Raw genomic sequence first — 16,494 nt, forward strand, 5'->3', positions numbered from 1 at the left:
CCTACCTTACTCCAGTCTTGCCCGAGTCGCCTGACAAAAGCGGAGCGCGGCATTAGGCTCTGTAGCAGACGATCAGGAGCCTCATCGATGCGCCTTCATTCACTAGCACTGCTCGGTTTCTGCCTGCTGTCCTGCCCCGCGGCCTGGGCCGAGAAGCCGGCCGGGGACGCGCCGGCCGATAGCGTCGACGCCCCCGCTGCGAACGAGCGCCCGCTACTGCCCGAGCGCAGCGTCAGCGAGGCGCAGACGCTGGAGCAACGCCTGGACAAACGTGAGCAACAGATGCTGCAGGCTGGCGCCGAGAGCTTTCTCGCCCTGTGGCTGCCGGCCAACGTCGGCGAGCCCAGCGGTGCGGTGATCCTGTTGCCTGGCGACGTGGAAAACGCCGATGGCGCGGCCGCAGTCGGCCCGCTACGGCGCAAGTTGCCCGATGCCGGCTGGCACAGCCTGAGCATCACCCTCCCCGATCCCGACGGCGACCCGCTACCGCCGCGCACCGCCGCCGTCGACACACCCGCGCCAACTGGCGAGGAAGCCAGCGACGCGGAGGCGCAAAGCACTGCCGAGGATTCGCCGGAGCCCACGGCCGCACCCGCCGCCACGGCACTCACTCCCGAGCAGCGGCGCCAGGCGCACGTCGAACGGGTGATGACGCGCATCGAGGCGGCCGTCGCCTTTACCGAACAGCAACAGGCCAAGGAGATCGTGCTACTGGGCCACGGCAGCGGCGCTTACTGGGCTGCGCGTTATCTGAGCGAGCGCAAGCCGGGCAATGTGCACAATCTGCTGATGGTCGCAGCCGAGTTGCCAGCAGGCTTCGCCCCACCACTGGACGAATTGGTGGCGCAGCTGCCGGTGGCCACCGGCGACTTCTATTACAAGGATCAGTTCACCGACCGCACTGCGGCGCTGAAACGCCTGCACGCGAGCAAACGCGCCAAATTGCCCACCTATATCCAGGTGTCGATGAAGGCTCTGCCGGGGAATCTGGACGTGCAGCAGGAGCAGCTCTACCGTCGTCTGCGCGGCTGGCTACAGCTGCATATCCGCGCGACCGGCAGCTAGCGCAAGCCCAGGCGCTGGCGGATCAGCGCATAGGCCTGATGCAGCTGACGGGTGGTTTCGGTCGCTTCCCGAATGCGTTCGGGCGAAGCGCCGGAGCCAGCCAGCTTGTCCGGGTGATGGCGACTGAGCAGGCGCCGGTAGGCGCGCTTGATCTGCTCGGGCTCGCTGCCCTCGGCGACGCCCAACAGACGCAGCGCTTCCTGATAGCTGCCGCCCGTCGGTGCCGGTTGCTGGCTTCGACGCGGCGCATATTCCTCGCCCAGGCTGTCGAGCCGGGCACTCTCCCAGCCGAGCCATTTGCCCCACAGCAGGATCAACTCGTGCTCGCTGGGCGATACTCGCCCATCGACCCAGGCCATGCGCCAACAGGCCCGCAGCATCGCATCGGCGCGCTGGCGCTGGCGCTGCAGCGGCCCGCGCAGGTTGTCGCGCCCGGTCTTGCCCCGGGCGAAGGCTTCGATAGCACGGCGCTGAGCAGCGGCATCCAAGCCAAGTCGCTGCATTTCCGAGCGCGCCTGCTGGATATGACTCTGCACCACACGGCCGTCGCTCTTGGCCAGGCGACCGAGCATGAGAAACAGCAGATCATCGTCGGCTGGAGCCGCGCGGCCGCCCAGACGTTCGCGCAGATTGTCCCAGCCATGCAGGCGTAAACGACGATCCAGCACCTGCCCGAGCAGACCGCCAAGCAAGGCACCCGGGATGCTGGCCAGGGCCAGTCCGGCCGCAGCGCCTAGCAGAGTCGCCGGCCAAAGCACCTAGCGTGCCTCCTGCAGCAGACGCTCGACTTCAGCCAGACGCTCGTGCGTACCGACATCGATCCAGCAGCCGCCGTAGTGCTCACCACTGACCTGCCCTGCCGCCATCGCCTCGCGCAGCAACGGCGCCAGCTTGAAGGCGCCTGGAGCACAGGCAGCGAACAGACGCGGATGCAGCACGGCAAGGCCGCTATAGGTCAGCCGCTCGCCCATCGTGCCGCTGTCCTGCACCTGGCCGGCGGCCAGGACGAAGTCGCCCTGGGGGTGGTGCGCCGGGTTATCCACCAGCACCAGATGCGCCAGACCGGCGAGCGGTTGGCGTAACGCGGCAAAGGCGTAGTCGGTGAAGACATCGCCGTTGACCACCACGAAGGGTTCATTGCCCAGCAGGGGTAGCGCCTCGAAGATGCCGCCGCCGGTTTCCAGCGGCTCACCTTCGGCCGAATAGAGGATGCTCACGCCAAAGCGCGCGCCATCGCCGAGGTAATCCTCGATCTGCTGGCCCAGCCAGGCGTGATTGATCACCAGCTCGGTGAACCCGGCGGCGGCCAGGGCGCGGACGTGATACTCGATCAAGGGTACGCCGGCCGCCTTCACCAGCGGCTTCGGCGTATGCAGGGTCAGCGGACGCAGGCGCTCGCCCTTGCCAGCGGCGAGAATCATCGCCTTCATGCAAGCGCCCCTTCTTCTGTCGCCAGGCTGGCGAACAGCTCACCCAGCTCGGTCAGCTCCGGCCGGCGCGCCAGCACCGCCTGGATATAGGCGAAGAAGCGCGGTACATCGCCCAGATACTTGGGCTTGCCGTCGCGATGGCAGATGCGCGCGAAGATGCCGATGACCTTGAGGTGGCGCTGCACACCCATCAGATCGCTGGCGCGCAGGAAGTCCTCAAGCGATGCCTGCACCGGAATGCCAGCCGCCTGCGCCCGCTCCCAATAGCCCTGCAGCCAGCCTTGCACGCGCTCCTCGGGCCAGCTGAGAAAGGCATCCTTGAACAGGCAGGTGATGTCATAGGTAACCGGACCATTGACGGCGTCCTGAAAGTCCAGCACGCCGGGGTTGGGTGCGCTGCGCATCAGGTTGCGCGGCATGAAGTCGCGGTGCACCACGACCTTGGGCTGCGCCAGGGCACTGTCGATCAGCAGTTGGCTAACGCGTTGCCAGGCGGATTGCTGCTCGGCGGTAAAGGTACGCCCCAGATGGCGCTGCACATACCACTCGGGGAACAGCTGCAATTCACGACGCAGCAAGGCGTCGTCGTAATGCGGCAGGTTGCCATCGAGCGGCAGGCGCTGCTGCTTGAGCAAGGCCTCGATGGCATCGTCGAACAGCTTATCGGCGTTGTGCTCGTCGATCACGTCCAGGTAGGTCTGGCGGCCCAGATCATCGAGAATCAGAAAACCCTGCGCGAGGTCGGCAGCCAGTACCTGCGGCACATGCACGCCAGCACTGGCCAGTAGTGCAGCGATACGGACGAAGGGCTCGCAGTTCTCCTGCGGAGGAGGCGCATCCATCAGGATCAGGCTGCGCTCCCCCGCCTGCCAGCGGAAATAGCGACGAAAACTGGCGTCGCTGCTGGCGGGAGTGAGTTCGGCGGCAGGCACCGTTCCCCAGCCGCGTGCGGCGAACAGAGGGGACAGTTGCCCGGCGAGCCAGGTTTGCAGCTGTTGCAGACGTACATCGTGTTCAGACATCAAGGGGTCTCCGACGGCGCTAGCCGTTGCGCGGGTCATGCTTTATTATCCAGCATCTTTTTCAGCCCATCGAGAGGCGTGCGGCCCCTGGGCCGGTAGCGCGCAGGAAGCCCGGACTAACAAGATGGCAGTAAAACACCCCGCGTTCCGCAAGAAATTCCCGCTGCTGGTTACCGGCAGTTTTCTGGCCTTACAACCCGTGTTCAGCCTACAGTCCCTTGCCGCCGAGCAATATGATTGCCAGGCGTCGCCAACGGGCGGCTGGGCATGCGCGCCGAAATCGGCAGCCAGCGCCCTGCCCCCGCGCCCGGTGCACAGCCGTGATGCGGTCAGCAGCAGCGGCTCGACCGGCACGGCCGCAGCCAAGCAGGACGCCACTGCGGTGCTGGTTACCGAGAGCAAGGGTCGCGCCCTCGCCTCGCGCAGCCCAGATTACAGTCACTTGGACTGGGTACCGCGCGATAAGTTGACTGCCGCACAGCTGGCCGAAGCCGGCCCCTACTGCGCTGGCGCCTACATTGAGCCACTGCGCCCGGGCATGGATGACACCACGCCGCTGGACGAGTCGCCGATGTACGTGTCGGCCAAGGCTTCGCGCTACGAGCAGGAAAAACAGATCGCCACCCTCGCCGGTGACGTGGTTCTGCGCCAGTCCGGCATGCAGGTCGAGGCCGACGAAGCCAGCCTGCATCAGACGGAGAACCGCGGTGAGCTGGTCGGCAACGTGCGCCTGCGCGACAAGGGTGTGCTGGTGGTCGGCGACCGCGCGGACCTGCAACTGGATAACGGCGAAGCCCGCATCGACAACGCCGAATACGTGATGCACCAGGCCCACGTGCGCGGCAGCGCGCTCTACGCCAAGCGCGAAGAGACCGCGATCATCCGCCTTAAAGACGGCACCTATACCCGCTGCGAGCCGGGCGACAATGCCTGGCACCTGAAGGGCAACAACGTCACCCTGAACCCGGCGACCGGCTTCGGCACCGCGACCAACGTGACGCTGCGGGTCAAGGACATTCCGGTGTTCTACACCCCGTACATCTATTTCCCGATCGACGACCGTCGCCAGTCCGGCTTCCTGCCGCCGAGTCTCGGCACGTCGAGCAGCAATGGGTTCTCGCTGCAAACGCCCTACTACTTCAACCTGGCGCCGAACTACGACGCCACGCTGTATCCGACCTACATGGCCAAACGCGGCCTGCTGATGGAAGGCGAGTTCCGCTACCTCACCGAAAGCAGCGAAGGTCAGGTCGGCGGCGCCTGGCTCAATGACCAGGAAGACGAGCGCAAGCTGCAGTCCGAGTACGAAGACCAGCGCTGGATGTACAGCTGGCAGCACAAGCAGGGCCTGAACTCGCGCCTGCTGGCCGAGGTCGACTACACCGACATCAGCGACCCCTACTATTTCCAGGATCTGAATACCGATCTGGGCATCGAAACCACCAGCTACGTGAACCAGCGCGGTACGCTGACCTACCGCGGCGACAGTTATGTCGCGCGCCTGAACCTGCATGCATACGAGTTGGCCAACATCACCGATGTGACCCCGTACGACCGCCTGCCGCAGATCACCCTGGACGGCAAACTGCCCTTCAACCCGGGCGGTCTGGATTTCACCTACGGCACCGAATACGTACGCTTCGACCGCAATCTGCGCTCGGGCTTCTTCGTCGACAAGGACGGTGTAACCGGCCGTCCGCAAGACCTGTGGTACGACGAGCGCCTGACCGGCCTGAACCGTGCCGACGGCGAACGCCTGCACCTGGAACCGGGCGTCAGCCTGCCGCTGGACTGGAGCTGGGGCTTCATCAAACCCCAGGTCAAGTACCTGCAGACTCAGTACCAGATCAACCTGGATGGCAAGGGTAAATCCGAACTCGCGACCAACGATCCGAACAATCAGTGGTTCGGCGTCGACTACAAACGCTCCCCGAATCGCGGCGTCGGTCTGTTCAGCCTCGACAGCGGCCTGTACTTCGACCGCAACACCCAGCTGTTCGGCAAGGACTTCCGTCAGACCCTGGAGCCACGTGCCTTCTACCTCTACGTACCGGAAGAAGACCAGGCCGACATCCCGGTCTTCGATACCGGCGAGCCGACCTTCAGCTACGCCTCGCTGTGGCGCGAGAACCGCTTCAGCGGCAAGGATCGTATCGGTGACGAGAACAAGCTGTCGCTGGGCGTGACCAGCCGCTGGATCGAGCCCAATGGTTTCGAACGCCAGCGCTTCAGCATCGGCCAGGCCTTCTACTTCGAAGACCGCAAGGTACAGATGCCGGGTATCGACTACCGCGGCCGCCAGGACGCGACCTCGGACGTATCGCCCTACGCACTGGAGTACCTGTATCGCTTCAACCGCGACTGGCGCTTCTCCTCCACCTTCAACTGGGATCCAGACCAGCACGCCACCCGCTCGGGCAGTGCGATGTTCCACTACCAGCCGGAAGACAATCCGAACAAGATCGTCAACCTGGGCTATCGCTATCGCAACGACACCGTGCGTTACGATCGCGACAGCGGCACCTGGACCACCAACCCGGACTACGGCACACCGGGTAGCCCCAACTACATCAAGAACTACTACAAGATCGACCAGCATGACTTCTCCGTCATCTGGCCGCTGGCTCCGCAGTGGAGCCTGATCTCGCGCTGGCAGTACGACTATGGCCGCAACCGTACCCTCGAAGCCTTCGGTGGTTTCGAATACGACAGCTGCTGCTGGAAGCTGCGCCTGATCAACCGCTACTGGATCGACTACGACGAAGTCAGCCTCGACCCATCGCGCAACGACGAGCCGGATCGCGGCATCTTCCTGCAGATCGTCCTCAAGGGCCTCGGCGGCGTTGTTGGCAACAAGGTGGAAACTTTCCTCGACCAAGGCATTCAAGGTTACCGTGAACGTGAAGACCAAGCTTTCTGATCGCCTGCGCCCCCTGCTGTTGGGCGCAGCGCTGCTGGCGGCAACGGCTCAGGCCCAGGTTCGCCCCCTCGACCGCGTCGTGGCCATCGTCGACAACGACGTGGTCATGCAGAGCCAGCTCGATGCGCGCCTGCGTGAAGTGCAGCAGACCATCGACAAGCGCGGCGGTGCCCTGCCGCCCGAGCACGTGCTCAGCCAGCAGGTGCTCGAACGCCTGATCATCGAGAACATCCAGCTGCAGATCGGCGAACGCTCCGGCATTCGCATTACCGATGAGGAGCTGAACCAGGCCATGGGCACCATCGCCCAGCGCAATGGCATGAGCCTCGAGCAATTCCGCGATGCCCTGGCTCGTGACGGTCTGTCCTATGCCGATGCCCGTGACCAGGTGCGCCGCGAGATGGTCATCAGCCGCGTGCGCCAGCGCCGCGTGGCCGAACGCATCCAGGTGACCGACCAGGAAGTGCAGAACTTCCTCGCCTCCGATCTGGGCAAGATGCAGCTGTCGGAAGAATTCCGCCTGGCCAACATCCTGATTCCGGTATCCGAAGGTGCGTCCTCCAACGAAATCCAGGCCGCCGACCGACAAGCGCAGGAGCTGTATCAGCAACTGCAGCAAGGCGCGGACTTCGCCCAGCTGGCTGTTGCCCGCTCGGCCAGCGAAAACGCCCTGGAAGGCGGCGAGATGGGCTGGCGCAAGGCCGGTCAACTGCCGCCGCCGTTCGACAGCATGATCAGCCAACTGAACTTGGGCGAGGTTACCGAGCCGGTGCGTACACCGGGCGGCTTCATCATCCTCAAGCTGATCGAGAAGCGTGGTGGCGATACTCAGGTGCGCGACGAGGTGCATGTTCGCCATATCCTGATCAAGCCCAGCGAAATCCGCAGCGAAGAAGAAACCCGTCGCCTGGTCGAGCGCCTGTACCAGCGCATCGTCGCCGGCGAGGATTTCGCCGAGCTGGCGAAGAACTTCTCGGAAGACCCGGGCTCTGCACTCAATGGCGGTGACCTCAATTGGATCGACCCCAATGCCCTGGTGCCCGAGTTCCGCGAGGTGATGAGCAACACCGCCAGCGGCGAACTGTCCAAGCCGTTCAAGAGCCCCTATGGCTGGCATGTGCTGCAGGTCTTGGGCCGCCGCGCCACGGACAACAGCGAGGAGTTTCGCAAGCAACAGGCCGCCAATCTGCTGCGCAACCGCAAGTACGATGAGGAACTGCAGGCCTGGCTGCGCCAGATCCGCGACGAAGCCTACGTCGAAACCAAGCTGTAACAGCCGTTTCGAACCGAAAGCCCGGCCTAGCGCCGGGCTTTTTCGTTCCTGGCCCGGCAGCGTAAACTGGCGCCCCATGCCATCCCGAGAGCGACCATGACTGCCCAGCAATGCTTTGCCCTTACCCCAGGCGAGCCCGCCGGCATCGGCCCCGATCTCTGCCTGCTGTTGGCTCAACAGGCGCAACCTGCTCCGCTGGTCGCCATCGCCAGCCGGGCGTTGCTCGCTGAACGTGCAAGGCAACTGAGGCTGGATATCGAACTCCTGGAGGTCGGCCCAAAGCAGTGGCCAGACCGTCCTGCCCCCGCAGGCGCGCTGTATGTCTGGGATACCCCGCTGTCAGCCCCGGCGCATGCCGGCCGCCTCGAACCGGCCAACGCCGGCTACGTGCTGGAAACCCTCACCCGCGCCGGACAAGGCTGCCTGGAGGGCACCTTCGCCGCGATGATCACTGCACCGGTGCACAAAGGCGTGATCAACGAGGCGGGCATCGCCTTCTCCGGGCACACCGAGTTTCTCGCCGAGCTGACCGCGACCGAACAGGTGGTGATGATGCTGGCCACTCACGGCCTGCGCGTGGCGCTGGTCACCACGCACCTGCCGCTGAAAGATGTGGCGGCTGCCATCACCGCCGAGCGCCTGGCGCGTGTCACCCGCATCCTGCATGCCGATCTGCAAAGCAAATTCGGTATCGCCCAGCCGCGCATCCTGGTCTGCGGGCTCAATCCGCATGCAGGCGAAGGCGGCCATCTGGGCCGCGAGGAAATCGAGATCATCGAGCCGACGCTGGAACGTCTGCGCAGCGAGGGCATGAACCTGATCGGCCCCTTGCCCGCCGACACCCTGTTCACTCCCAAGTATCTCGAACATGCCGATGCGGTGCTGGCCATGTACCACGACCAGGGCCTACCCGTGCTCAAGTTCAAGGGCTTCGGCGCGGCGCTGAACGTGACCCTGGGCCTGCCGATCATCCGCACCTCGGTCGATCACGGCACCGCTCTCGATCTCGCTGGCACCGGCAAGGTCGATACCGGCAGCCTGCAGGTGGCGCTGGAAACCGCCTATCAGATGGCTGGCAGCCGCCAGCGATGAACCACTGAGACCGTGGTACGCGCCGGAGGCTCCATTCGCTGGTAGACTGTGCGACTTTCTTTTTTGCATCCAGCCTCGAGCACTGCACCTCGAGGCGCTGCGCGGAGCCGCACATGTCCGAATACCAACACCGCGCGCGCAAGCGCTTCGGCCAGAACTTCCTGCATGACGCCGGAGTGATCGACCGCATCCTGCGCGCCATTCGCGCCAAGGAAGACGAGCGCCTGCTGGAAATCGGTCCCGGCCAGGGCGCCATCACCGAGGGTTTGCTCGGCAGCGGTGCGCAGCTCGACGTGATCGAACTCGACCTCGACCTGATCCCCATCCTGCAAGGCAAGTTCGGCGACAATCCGCGCTTTCGCCTGAATCAGGGCGACGCACTGAAGTTCGACTTCGCCCGCCTCGAAGCGCCGCCACGCAGCCTGCGCGTCGTCGGCAACCTGCCCTACAACATCTCCACGCCGCTGATTTTCCACCTGCTGGACAACGCCCCGCTGATTCGCGACATGCACTTCATGCTGCAGAAGGAAGTGGTCGAGCGCATGGCCGCCGGCCCGGGCGGTGGCGACTGGGGTCGCCTGTCGATCATGGTGCAGTACCACTGCCGCGTGGAGCATCTGTTCAACGTCGGCCCCGGCGCTTTCAACCCGCCACCCAAGGTGGACTCGGCCATCGTGCGCCTGGTGCCGCATGAAACCCTGCCACATCCGGCCAAGGACCACCGCCTGCTCGAACGCGTGGTGCGCGAAGCCTTCAACCAGCGCCGCAAGACCCTGCGCAATACGCTCAAGCAGCTGCTACCCGCCGAGGCCATCGAAGCGGCCGGGGTCGACGGCAGCCTGCGACCGGAACAGCTGGACCTGGCTGCCTTCGTTCGTCTGGCCGATCAGCTCGCCCTGCAGCCCTCGTCCGCACAGGACTAAACTGCCAATACGTTAAACGGATTTCCTGCATGTCCGACCCTCGCTATCAGATCGACGTCAGCGTCACCACCCGCTATCTGGCTGCACAGTCGCAGCCGGAGCAGAACCGCTATGCGTTCTCCTACACCGTGACCATCGTCAACAATGGCGAGTTGCCAGCCCAGCTGCTGTCGCGTCACTGGATCATCACCGACGGCGACGGCCGTGTGCAGGAAGTTCGCGGCGCGGGGGTGATCGGCCAGCAACCGCATATCGAGCCGGGCGCCAGCCATACCTACAGCAGCGGTACGGTCATGGCCACTCAGGTCGGCACCATGCAGGGCAGCTACCAGATGCTCGCCGAGGACGGCAAACGCTTCGACGCGATCATCGCCCCCTTCCGCCTCGCAGTACCGGGAGCCCTTCACTGATGGCCGTCTATGCCGTCGGCGACCTGCAGGGCTGCCTGGATCCGCTCAAATGCCTGCTCGAGCAGGTGGCATTCGACCCCGCACGGGACCAGCTGTGGCTGGTGGGCGATCTGGTCAACCGCGGCCCGCAGTCGCTGGAAACCCTGCGCTTTCTCTATTCCATCCGCCACGCCCTGATCTGCGTGCTGGGCAACCATGACCTGCACCTGCTGGCGGTCGCGCACAACATCGAGCGCCTGAAGAAGGGCGACACCCTGAGCGAAATTCTCGACGCACCGGACCGCGCCGATCTGCTCGACTGGCTGCGCATGCAGAAGCTGGTGCACCACGATGCCGAGCGCAAGGTGACCCTGGTGCATGCCGGCATCCCGCCGCAATGGAGCCTGGCCAAGGCGCTCAAGCGCGCCGCCGAAGTCGAGGAAGTGCTGCGCGACGATGCCCGCCTGCCACTGTTTCTCGATGGCATGTACGGTAACGAGCCGGCCAAGTGGAGCAAGGACCTGCACGGCGTGACCCGCCTGCGGGTCATCACCAACTATTTCACCCGCATGCGCTTCTGCACCGCCGATGGCACGCTGGATCTGAAGAGCAAGGAAGGCGTTGGCAGCGCGCCGCCCGGCTTCGCCCCCTGGTTCAGCCACCCGCAGCGCAAGATGCGCGGCGAGAAGATCATCTTCGGCCACTGGGCGGCGCTGGAAGGCAACTGCAGCGAGCCAGGCCTACATGCCCTGGATACCGGCTGCGTCTGGGGCGGTGCGATGACCCTGCTGGACGTCGACAGCGGCGAACTTCATCGCTGCACCTGCCCCAAAGAGCGCCCTTAGAATCACTTGAAGGTCCCGAACATGAGCGAATTCAAGCGTATTTCCCCGCAACAGGCCCAGGAGCTGCGCAGCAACGGCGCGGTGGTGGTCGACATCCGCGACCCGCAGAGCTTCGCCAACGGTCATATCAGCGGCTCACGACACCTGGACAATCACTCCCTGCACGATTTCATCACCCACGCCGACCTCGACGCGCCGCTGATCGTATCCTGCTACCACGGCAACTCCAGCCAGGGCGCCGCCGCCTATCTGGCGGGCCAGGGTTTCTCCGAGGTGTACAGCCTCGACGGCGGTTTCGAACTGTGGCGCGCCACCTACCCAGGCGAGACGGCGCAAAGTTCCGAAGAATAAATTTCTTCACGCGGCAGGCCGCGCCCGCTCTGGCCTGCCGCCACTTCCCGACGCACGGTAACATCCAGTTATCGTTGTCTCGCCCTTGACGCACAGCAGAACGAACTATTCTGTTACTCAGGCCATCCCACTGAAGGTAGAGCCGGCCAACCGGCATCGGGCCATCGGTAACGACTTTTAGGTTTTGGGGGATAGTTCCCGGCTTCTGCGGAGCCGGCGCCACCCAGCACCTGCATGCACGACCGATCCCCGAGCCAGCTTTCAGCATCGAGCGAGGTGAAGTCATGAGCATTTTCAGTCACTTCCAACAACGTTTCGAGGCGACCCGCCAGGAGGAGTACTCGCTGCAGGAGTACCTCGAACTGTGCAAGCAGGATCGCAGCGCCTACGCCACTGCGGCCGAGCGCCTGCTGATGGCCATTGGCGAGCCGGAACTGCTGGACACCTCCAGCGACCCCCGCCTGTCACGCATCTTCTCCAACAAGGTGATCCGCCGTTATCCGGCATTCGCCGACTTCCATGGCATGGAAGAGTGCATCGACCAGATCGTCTCCTACTTCCGCCACGCCGCTCAGGGTCTGGAGGAGAAGAAGCAGATCCTCTACCTGCTGGGTCCGGTGGGTGGCGGTAAATCCTCGCTGGCCGAAAAGCTCAAGCAGCTGATGGAGAAGGTGCCCTTCTACGCCATCAAGGGCTCGCCGGTGTTCGAATCGCCGCTGGGGCTGTTCAACGCCACCGAAGATGGCGCCATCCTCGAAGAGGATTACGGCATCCCACGGCGCTACCTCAACTCGATCATGTCGCCCTGGGCCACCAAGCGCTTGCAGGAGTTCGGCGGCGACATCAGCCAGTTCCGCGTGGTCAAGCTGTATCCGTCGATCCTTAACCAGATCGCCGTAGCCAAGACCGAGCCGGGCGACGAGAACAACCAGGACATCTCCGCCCTGGTCGGCAAGGTGGATATCCGCAAACTGGAGGAATTCCCGCAGAACGACGCCGACGCCTACAGCTACTCGGGCGCGCTGTGCCGGGCCAACCAGGGTCTGATGGAATTCGTCGAGATGTTCAAGGCGCCGATCAAGGTGCTGCACCCGTTGCTGACCGCAACCCAGGAAGGCAACTACAACAGCACCGAGGGCCTTGGCGCGATTCCCTACAGCGGCATCCTGCTGGCCCACTCCAACGAATCGGAATGGCACAGCTTCCGCAACAACAAGAACAACGAAGCCTTCATCGACCGTATCTATATCGTCAAGGTGCCCTACTGCCTGCGCGTCACCGACGAAATCCGCATTTACGACAAGCTGTTGATCAACAGCTCGCTGGCCAAGGCGCACTGCGCGCCGGATACCCTGAAGATGCTCGCCCAGTTCAGCGTGCTGAGCCGCCTCAAGGAGCCGGAAAACTCCAACATCTACTCGAAGATGCGCGTCTACGACGGCGAGAACCTCAAGGATACCGACCCGAAAGCCAAGTCGATCCAGGAGTACCGCGACAGCGCCGGCGTCGACGAAGGGATGAACGGCCTGTCGACCCGTTTCGCCTTCAAGATCCTCTCCAAGGTGTTCAACTTCGACCCGCACGAGGTGGCCGCCAACCCGGTGCACCTGCTCTACGTGCTGGAGCAGCAGATCGAGCAGGAACAGTTCCCCGCCGAGGTGCGCGAGCGCTACCTGCGCTACATCAAGGAATACCTGGCGCCGCGCTACATCGAGTTCATCGGCAAGGAAATCCAGACCGCCTACCTGGAGTCCTACAGCGAGTACGGGCAGAACATCTTCGACCGCTACGTGTTGTACGCCGACTTCTGGATTCAGGATCAGGAATACCGCGATCCGGAAACCGGTGAAATCCTCAACCGCATGGCCCTCAACGAGGAGCTGGAGAAAATCGAGAAGCCGGCCGGCATCAGCAACCCGAAGGACTTCCGCAACGAGATCGTCAACTTCGTGCTGCGCGCCCGCGCCAACAACAACGGCAAGAACCCCACCTGGCTCAGCTACGAGAAGCTGCGCGTGGTGATCGAGAAGAAGATGTTCTCCAACACCGAGGATCTGCTCCCGGTCATCAGCTTCAACGCCAAGGGCAGCAAGGAGGATCAGCAGAAGCACAACGACTTCGTCAAACGCATGGTCGAGCGCGGCTACACCGAGAAGCAGGTGCGCCTGCTTTCCGAGTGGTACCTGCGGGTACGTAAATCGCAATAAGCGGCCTCAGGCCACAGGCTGCAGGCTCCAGGCGAAAGCGCTTGCAGCCTGCAGCCTGTGGCCTGCAGCGCCCGGAGGGCTCGTATGAGTTATGTGATCGACCGGCGCCTGAATGGCAAGAACAAGAGCACGGTGAATCGCCAGCGCTTTCTGCGGCGTTACCGTGAACACATCAAGAAGGCGGTGGAGGAAGCCGTCAGCCGGCGCTCCATCACCGACATGGAGCACGGCGAACAGATCAGCATTCCCGGCCGCGATATCGACGAGCCGGTGCTGCACCATGGCCGTGGCGGCAAGCAGACCATCGTCCACCCCGGCAACAAGGAATTCACTACCGGCGAACGCATTCCACGCCCGCAAGGCGGTGGCGGCGGGCGAGGCAGCGGCAAGGCGAGCAACTCCGGCGAAGGCATGGACGAGTTCGTTTTTCAGATCACCCAGGAGGAATTTCTCGACTTCATGTTCGAGGACCTGGAGTTGCCCAACCTGGTCAAGCGCCACCTCACCGGAGCCGACACTTTCAAGACCGTGCGCGCGGGCATCAGCAACGAAGGCAACCCCTCACGCATCAATATCGTACGCACCCTGCGCTCGGCCCATGCGCGGCGCATCGCCCTGTCCGGCTCCAGCCGCACCAAACTGCGTGAAGCCAAGGCCGAGCTGGAACGCCTGCGGCGTGAGGAGCCGGACAATTTCGGCGATATCCAGGCCATTCAGGAGGAAATCGAACGGCTCAGCGCACGTATCCATCGCGTGCCCTTCCTCGATACCTTCGACCTCAAGTACAACCTGCTGACCAAGCAGCCCAACCCCAGCTCCAAGGCGGTGATGTTCTGCCTGATGGACGTGTCCGGCTCCATGACCCAGGCCACCAAGGACGTCGCCAAGCGTTTCTTCATCCTCCTGTACCTGTTCCTCAAGCGTAACTACGACAAGATCGACGTGGTGTTCATCCGCCACCACACCAGCGCCAAGGAAGTGGACGAAGAGGAATTCTTCTACTCTCGCGAAACAGGCGGCACCATCGTTTCCAGCGCGTTGAAGCTGATGCAGGAAGTCATGGCCGAGCGCTATCCGATCAACGAATGGAACATCTATGCCGCCCAGGCGTCGGACGGCGACAACTGGAACGACGACTCTCCGGTGTGCCGGGATATATTGATCAACCAGATCATGCCGTTCGTGCAGTACTTCACCTACGTCGAGATCACCCCACGCGAGCACCAGGCGCTGTGGTTCGAGTACGAACAGGTAGCCGAAGCCTTCGCCGACAGCTTCGCCCAGCAGCAACTGGTGTCCGCCGCGGACATCTACCCGGTGTTCCGCGAACTGTTCCAGCGTCGCCTGGTGAGTTGAGGGCCAAGCCATGAATGCCAGTACGAGAAAGCGCGAGCCGATCTCCACCGGTTCGGAATGGACCTTCGATCTGATCCGCCAATACGACAAGGAAATCGCGCGCATCGCCGAACGCTATGCGCTGGATACCTACCCGAACCAGATCGAAGTGATCACCGCCGAGCAGATGATGGATGCCTACGCCTCGGTCGGCATGCCGCTGGGCTATCACCACTGGTCCTACGGCAAGCACTTCCTCGCCACCGAAAAAGGCTACAAGCGCGGTCAGATGGGCCTGGCCTACGAGATAGTGATCAATTCCGACCCGTGCATCGCCTACCTGATGGAGGAAAACACCATCTGCATGCAGGCCCTGGTGATCGCCCACGCCTGCTACGGCCACAACAGCTTCTTCAAGGGCAACTACCTGTTCCGCACCTGGACCGACGCCAGCTCGATCATCGACTACCTGGTGTTCGCCAAGCAGTACATCATGCAGTGCGAAGAGCGCCATGGCATCGATGCCGTGGAGGAGCTGCTCGATTCCTGCCATGCGCTGATGAACTATGGTGTCGACCGCTACAAACGCCCCTACCCCATCTCCGCCGAAGAGGAGCGACGGCGGCAGAAGGACCGCGAGGAACACCTGCAGAAGCAGATCAACGACCTGTGGCGCACCATTCCCAGAAACGCGGACAAGGGCGGCGGCAAGGACAGCAAGCGCTTCCCCGCCGAACCTCAGGAAAACATCCTCTACTTCCTGGAAAAACACGCGCCCCTGCTGGAGCCCTGGCAGCGCGAGGTGATCCGCATCGTGCGCAAGATCGCCCAGTACTTCTACCCGCAGCGCCAGACCCAGGTGATGAACGAAGGCTGGGCCACCTTCTGGCACTACACCCTGATGAACGACCTGTACGACGAGGGTCTGGTTACCGACGGCTTCATGATGGAGTTCCTGCAGTCGCATACCAGCGTGGTCTACCAGCCGCCGTTCGACAGCCCTTACTACAGCGGCATCAACCCCTACGCCCTGGGTTTCGCCATGTACCGCGACATTCGCCGTATCTGCGAAAACCCTACCGAAGAGGACAAGCGCTGGTTCCCCGACATCGCCGGCAGCGACTGGCTGACCACCCTCAAGTTCGCCATGACCAGCTTCAAGGACGAGAGCTTCATCCTGCAGTTCCTCTCGCCCAAGGTGATTCGCGACTTCAAGCTGTTCGGCATCCTCGATGACGACCAGAAGGACGAGCTGCTGGTGCCGGCCATCCATGACGAGCCCGGCTACCGCACCATCCGCGAGCTGCTGGCAGCGCAGTACAACCTGGGCAATCGCGAACCCAACGTGCAGATCTGGAACATCGACCGCCGCGGCGACCGCTCGCTGACCCTGCGCCACCAGCAGCACGACCGCAAACCACTGGGCGACTCCACCGGCGAAGTGCTCAAGCACCTGCACCGGCTATGGGGCTTCGACATCCACCTGGAGGTGTGTCAGGGCGACCAGCTGATCACCACGCAGCACGTGCCGCCACGGGGCAGCGCGGAAGGAGAAGGCGACTACCCGCGGCTGGATCTGATCATTCCACCCATTTGATCGGTTGCCGGCCGTGGCCCTGCCCCTCAGCATCGCAGGCAGACT

14 protein-coding genes are annotated in these 16,494 nt (G+C 63.4%); 11 read left to right on the top strand and 3 right to left on the bottom strand.

The features are described 5' to 3' along the window. Positions 1–87 precede the first annotated feature (87 nt). On the top strand, positions 88–1,065 hold the full coding sequence (locus BLS61_RS21995) for an alpha/beta hydrolase family protein (RefSeq protein WP_090434740.1): 978 nt from the start codon (positions 88–90) through the stop codon (positions 1,063–1,065). Here the strand turns inward: BLS61_RS21995 and BLS61_RS22000 are convergent. The 3 genes from BLS61_RS22000 to BLS61_RS22010 are packed head-to-tail and all read right to left on the bottom strand — an operon-like array spanning position 1,062 to position 3,517. Next, entirely contained in the window at positions 1,062–1,823 is a 762-nt protein-coding gene (locus tag BLS61_RS22000) for a DnaJ domain-containing protein (protein WP_090434743.1), read from the bottom strand. The genes BLS61_RS21995 and BLS61_RS22000 overlap by 4 nt on opposite strands. Continuing rightward, entirely contained in the window at positions 1,824–2,495 is a 672-nt protein-coding gene (gene murU, locus BLS61_RS22005; RefSeq protein ID WP_090434746.1) for an N-acetylmuramate alpha-1-phosphate uridylyltransferase MurU, read from the bottom strand. Continuing rightward, positions 2,492–3,517, bottom strand: a complete 1,026-nt coding sequence (locus BLS61_RS22010; RefSeq protein WP_090434749.1) for an aminoglycoside phosphotransferase family protein — start codon at positions 3,515–3,517, stop codon at positions 2,492–2,494. The genes murU and BLS61_RS22010 overlap by 4 nt, the downstream gene beginning before the upstream one ends. Positions 3,518–3,641: 124 nt before the next feature. Between BLS61_RS22010 and BLS61_RS22015 the strand changes: the two genes are divergently transcribed. From BLS61_RS22015 to BLS61_RS22060, 10 genes are all read left to right on the top strand, one after another. Further along, positions 3,642–6,437 (top strand): LPS-assembly protein LptD, encoded by a 2,796-nt coding sequence (locus tag BLS61_RS22015; protein WP_090434751.1) that lies wholly within the window; start codon positions 3,642–3,644, stop codon positions 6,435–6,437. Then, positions 6,418–7,710 carry a peptidylprolyl isomerase SurA gene (gene surA / locus BLS61_RS22020; RefSeq protein WP_090434867.1) on the top strand — a complete coding sequence of 431 codons (1,293 nt, stop codon included), beginning with the start codon at positions 6,418–6,420 and terminating at the stop codon, positions 7,708–7,710. Before BLS61_RS22015 ends, surA begins: the two co-directional genes overlap by 20 nt. A 96-nt stretch (positions 7,711–7,806) precedes the next feature. After that, a complete protein-coding gene (pdxA, locus tag BLS61_RS22025; RefSeq protein ID WP_090434754.1) occupies positions 7,807–8,802 on the top strand; it encodes a 4-hydroxythreonine-4-phosphate dehydrogenase PdxA in 996 nt (331 codons plus the stop codon). Positions 8,803–8,915: 113 nt separating this feature from the next. Further along, positions 8,916–9,725, top strand: coding sequence for a 16S rRNA (adenine(1518)-N(6)/adenine(1519)-N(6))-dimethyltransferase RsmA (gene rsmA, locus BLS61_RS22030; protein ID WP_090434757.1), 810 nt, complete (start codon positions 8,916–8,918; stop codon positions 9,723–9,725). 29 nt (positions 9,726–9,754) lie between these two features. Next, positions 9,755–10,135 (top strand): Co2+/Mg2+ efflux protein ApaG, encoded by a 381-nt coding sequence (gene apaG / locus BLS61_RS22035; RefSeq protein WP_090434760.1) that lies wholly within the window; start codon positions 9,755–9,757, stop codon positions 10,133–10,135. Then, positions 10,135–10,959 carry a symmetrical bis(5'-nucleosyl)-tetraphosphatase gene (locus BLS61_RS22040; RefSeq protein WP_090434763.1) on the top strand — a complete coding sequence of 275 codons (825 nt, stop codon included), beginning with the start codon at positions 10,135–10,137 and terminating at the stop codon, positions 10,957–10,959. Before apaG ends, BLS61_RS22040 begins: the two co-directional genes overlap by 1 nt. A 21-nt stretch (positions 10,960–10,980) precedes the next feature. Continuing rightward, on the top strand, positions 10,981–11,310 hold the full coding sequence (gene glpE, locus BLS61_RS22045) for a thiosulfate sulfurtransferase GlpE (RefSeq protein ID WP_090434766.1): 330 nt from the start codon (positions 10,981–10,983) through the stop codon (positions 11,308–11,310). 284 nt (positions 11,311–11,594) lie between these two features. After that, positions 11,595–13,517 (top strand): PrkA family serine protein kinase, encoded by a 1,923-nt coding sequence (locus tag BLS61_RS22050; protein WP_090434769.1) that lies wholly within the window; start codon positions 11,595–11,597, stop codon positions 13,515–13,517. 84 nt (positions 13,518–13,601) lie between these two features. Further along, positions 13,602–14,873, top strand: coding sequence for a YeaH/YhbH family protein (locus tag BLS61_RS22055; RefSeq protein WP_090434772.1), 1,272 nt, complete (start codon positions 13,602–13,604; stop codon positions 14,871–14,873). Positions 14,874–14,883: 10 nt separating this feature from the next. Next, complete coding sequence (locus tag BLS61_RS22060; protein WP_090434775.1) at positions 14,884–16,449, top strand: SpoVR family protein; 1,566 nt, start codon at positions 14,884–14,886, stop codon at positions 16,447–16,449. Positions 16,450–16,494: the final 45 nt, after the last annotated feature.

Origin of the sequence: Ectopseudomonas guguanensis, assembly GCF_900104265.1 — a bacterium.
GTDB lineage: Bacteria > Pseudomonadota > Gammaproteobacteria > Pseudomonadales > Pseudomonadaceae > Aquipseudomonas > Aquipseudomonas guguanensis.

Coding starts and splice junctions, on each gene's coding strand:
- BLS61_RS21995 (WP_090434740.1), top strand. CDS start 88: ATGCGCCTTCATTCACTAGCACTGCTCGGTTTCTGCCTGCTGTCCTGC.
- murU (WP_090434746.1), bottom strand. CDS start 2,495: ATGAAGGCGATGATTCTCGCCGCTGGCAAGGGCGAGCGCCTGCGTCCG.
- BLS61_RS22010 (WP_090434749.1), bottom strand. CDS start 3,517: ATGTCTGAACACGATGTACGTCTGCAACAGCTGCAAACCTGGCTCGCC.
- BLS61_RS22015 (WP_090434751.1), top strand. CDS start 3,642: ATGGCAGTAAAACACCCCGCGTTCCGCAAGAAATTCCCGCTGCTGGTT.
- pdxA (WP_090434754.1), top strand. CDS start 7,807: ATGACTGCCCAGCAATGCTTTGCCCTTACCCCAGGCGAGCCCGCCGGC.
- rsmA (WP_090434757.1), top strand. CDS start 8,916: ATGTCCGAATACCAACACCGCGCGCGCAAGCGCTTCGGCCAGAACTTC.
- apaG (WP_090434760.1), top strand. CDS start 9,755: ATGTCCGACCCTCGCTATCAGATCGACGTCAGCGTCACCACCCGCTAT.
- BLS61_RS22040 (WP_090434763.1), top strand. CDS start 10,135: ATGGCCGTCTATGCCGTCGGCGACCTGCAGGGCTGCCTGGATCCGCTC.
- glpE (WP_090434766.1), top strand. CDS start 10,981: ATGAGCGAATTCAAGCGTATTTCCCCGCAACAGGCCCAGGAGCTGCGC.
- BLS61_RS22050 (WP_090434769.1), top strand. CDS start 11,595: ATGAGCATTTTCAGTCACTTCCAACAACGTTTCGAGGCGACCCGCCAG.
- BLS61_RS22055 (WP_090434772.1), top strand. CDS start 13,602: ATGAGTTATGTGATCGACCGGCGCCTGAATGGCAAGAACAAGAGCACG.
- BLS61_RS22060 (WP_090434775.1), top strand. CDS start 14,884: ATGAATGCCAGTACGAGAAAGCGCGAGCCGATCTCCACCGGTTCGGAA.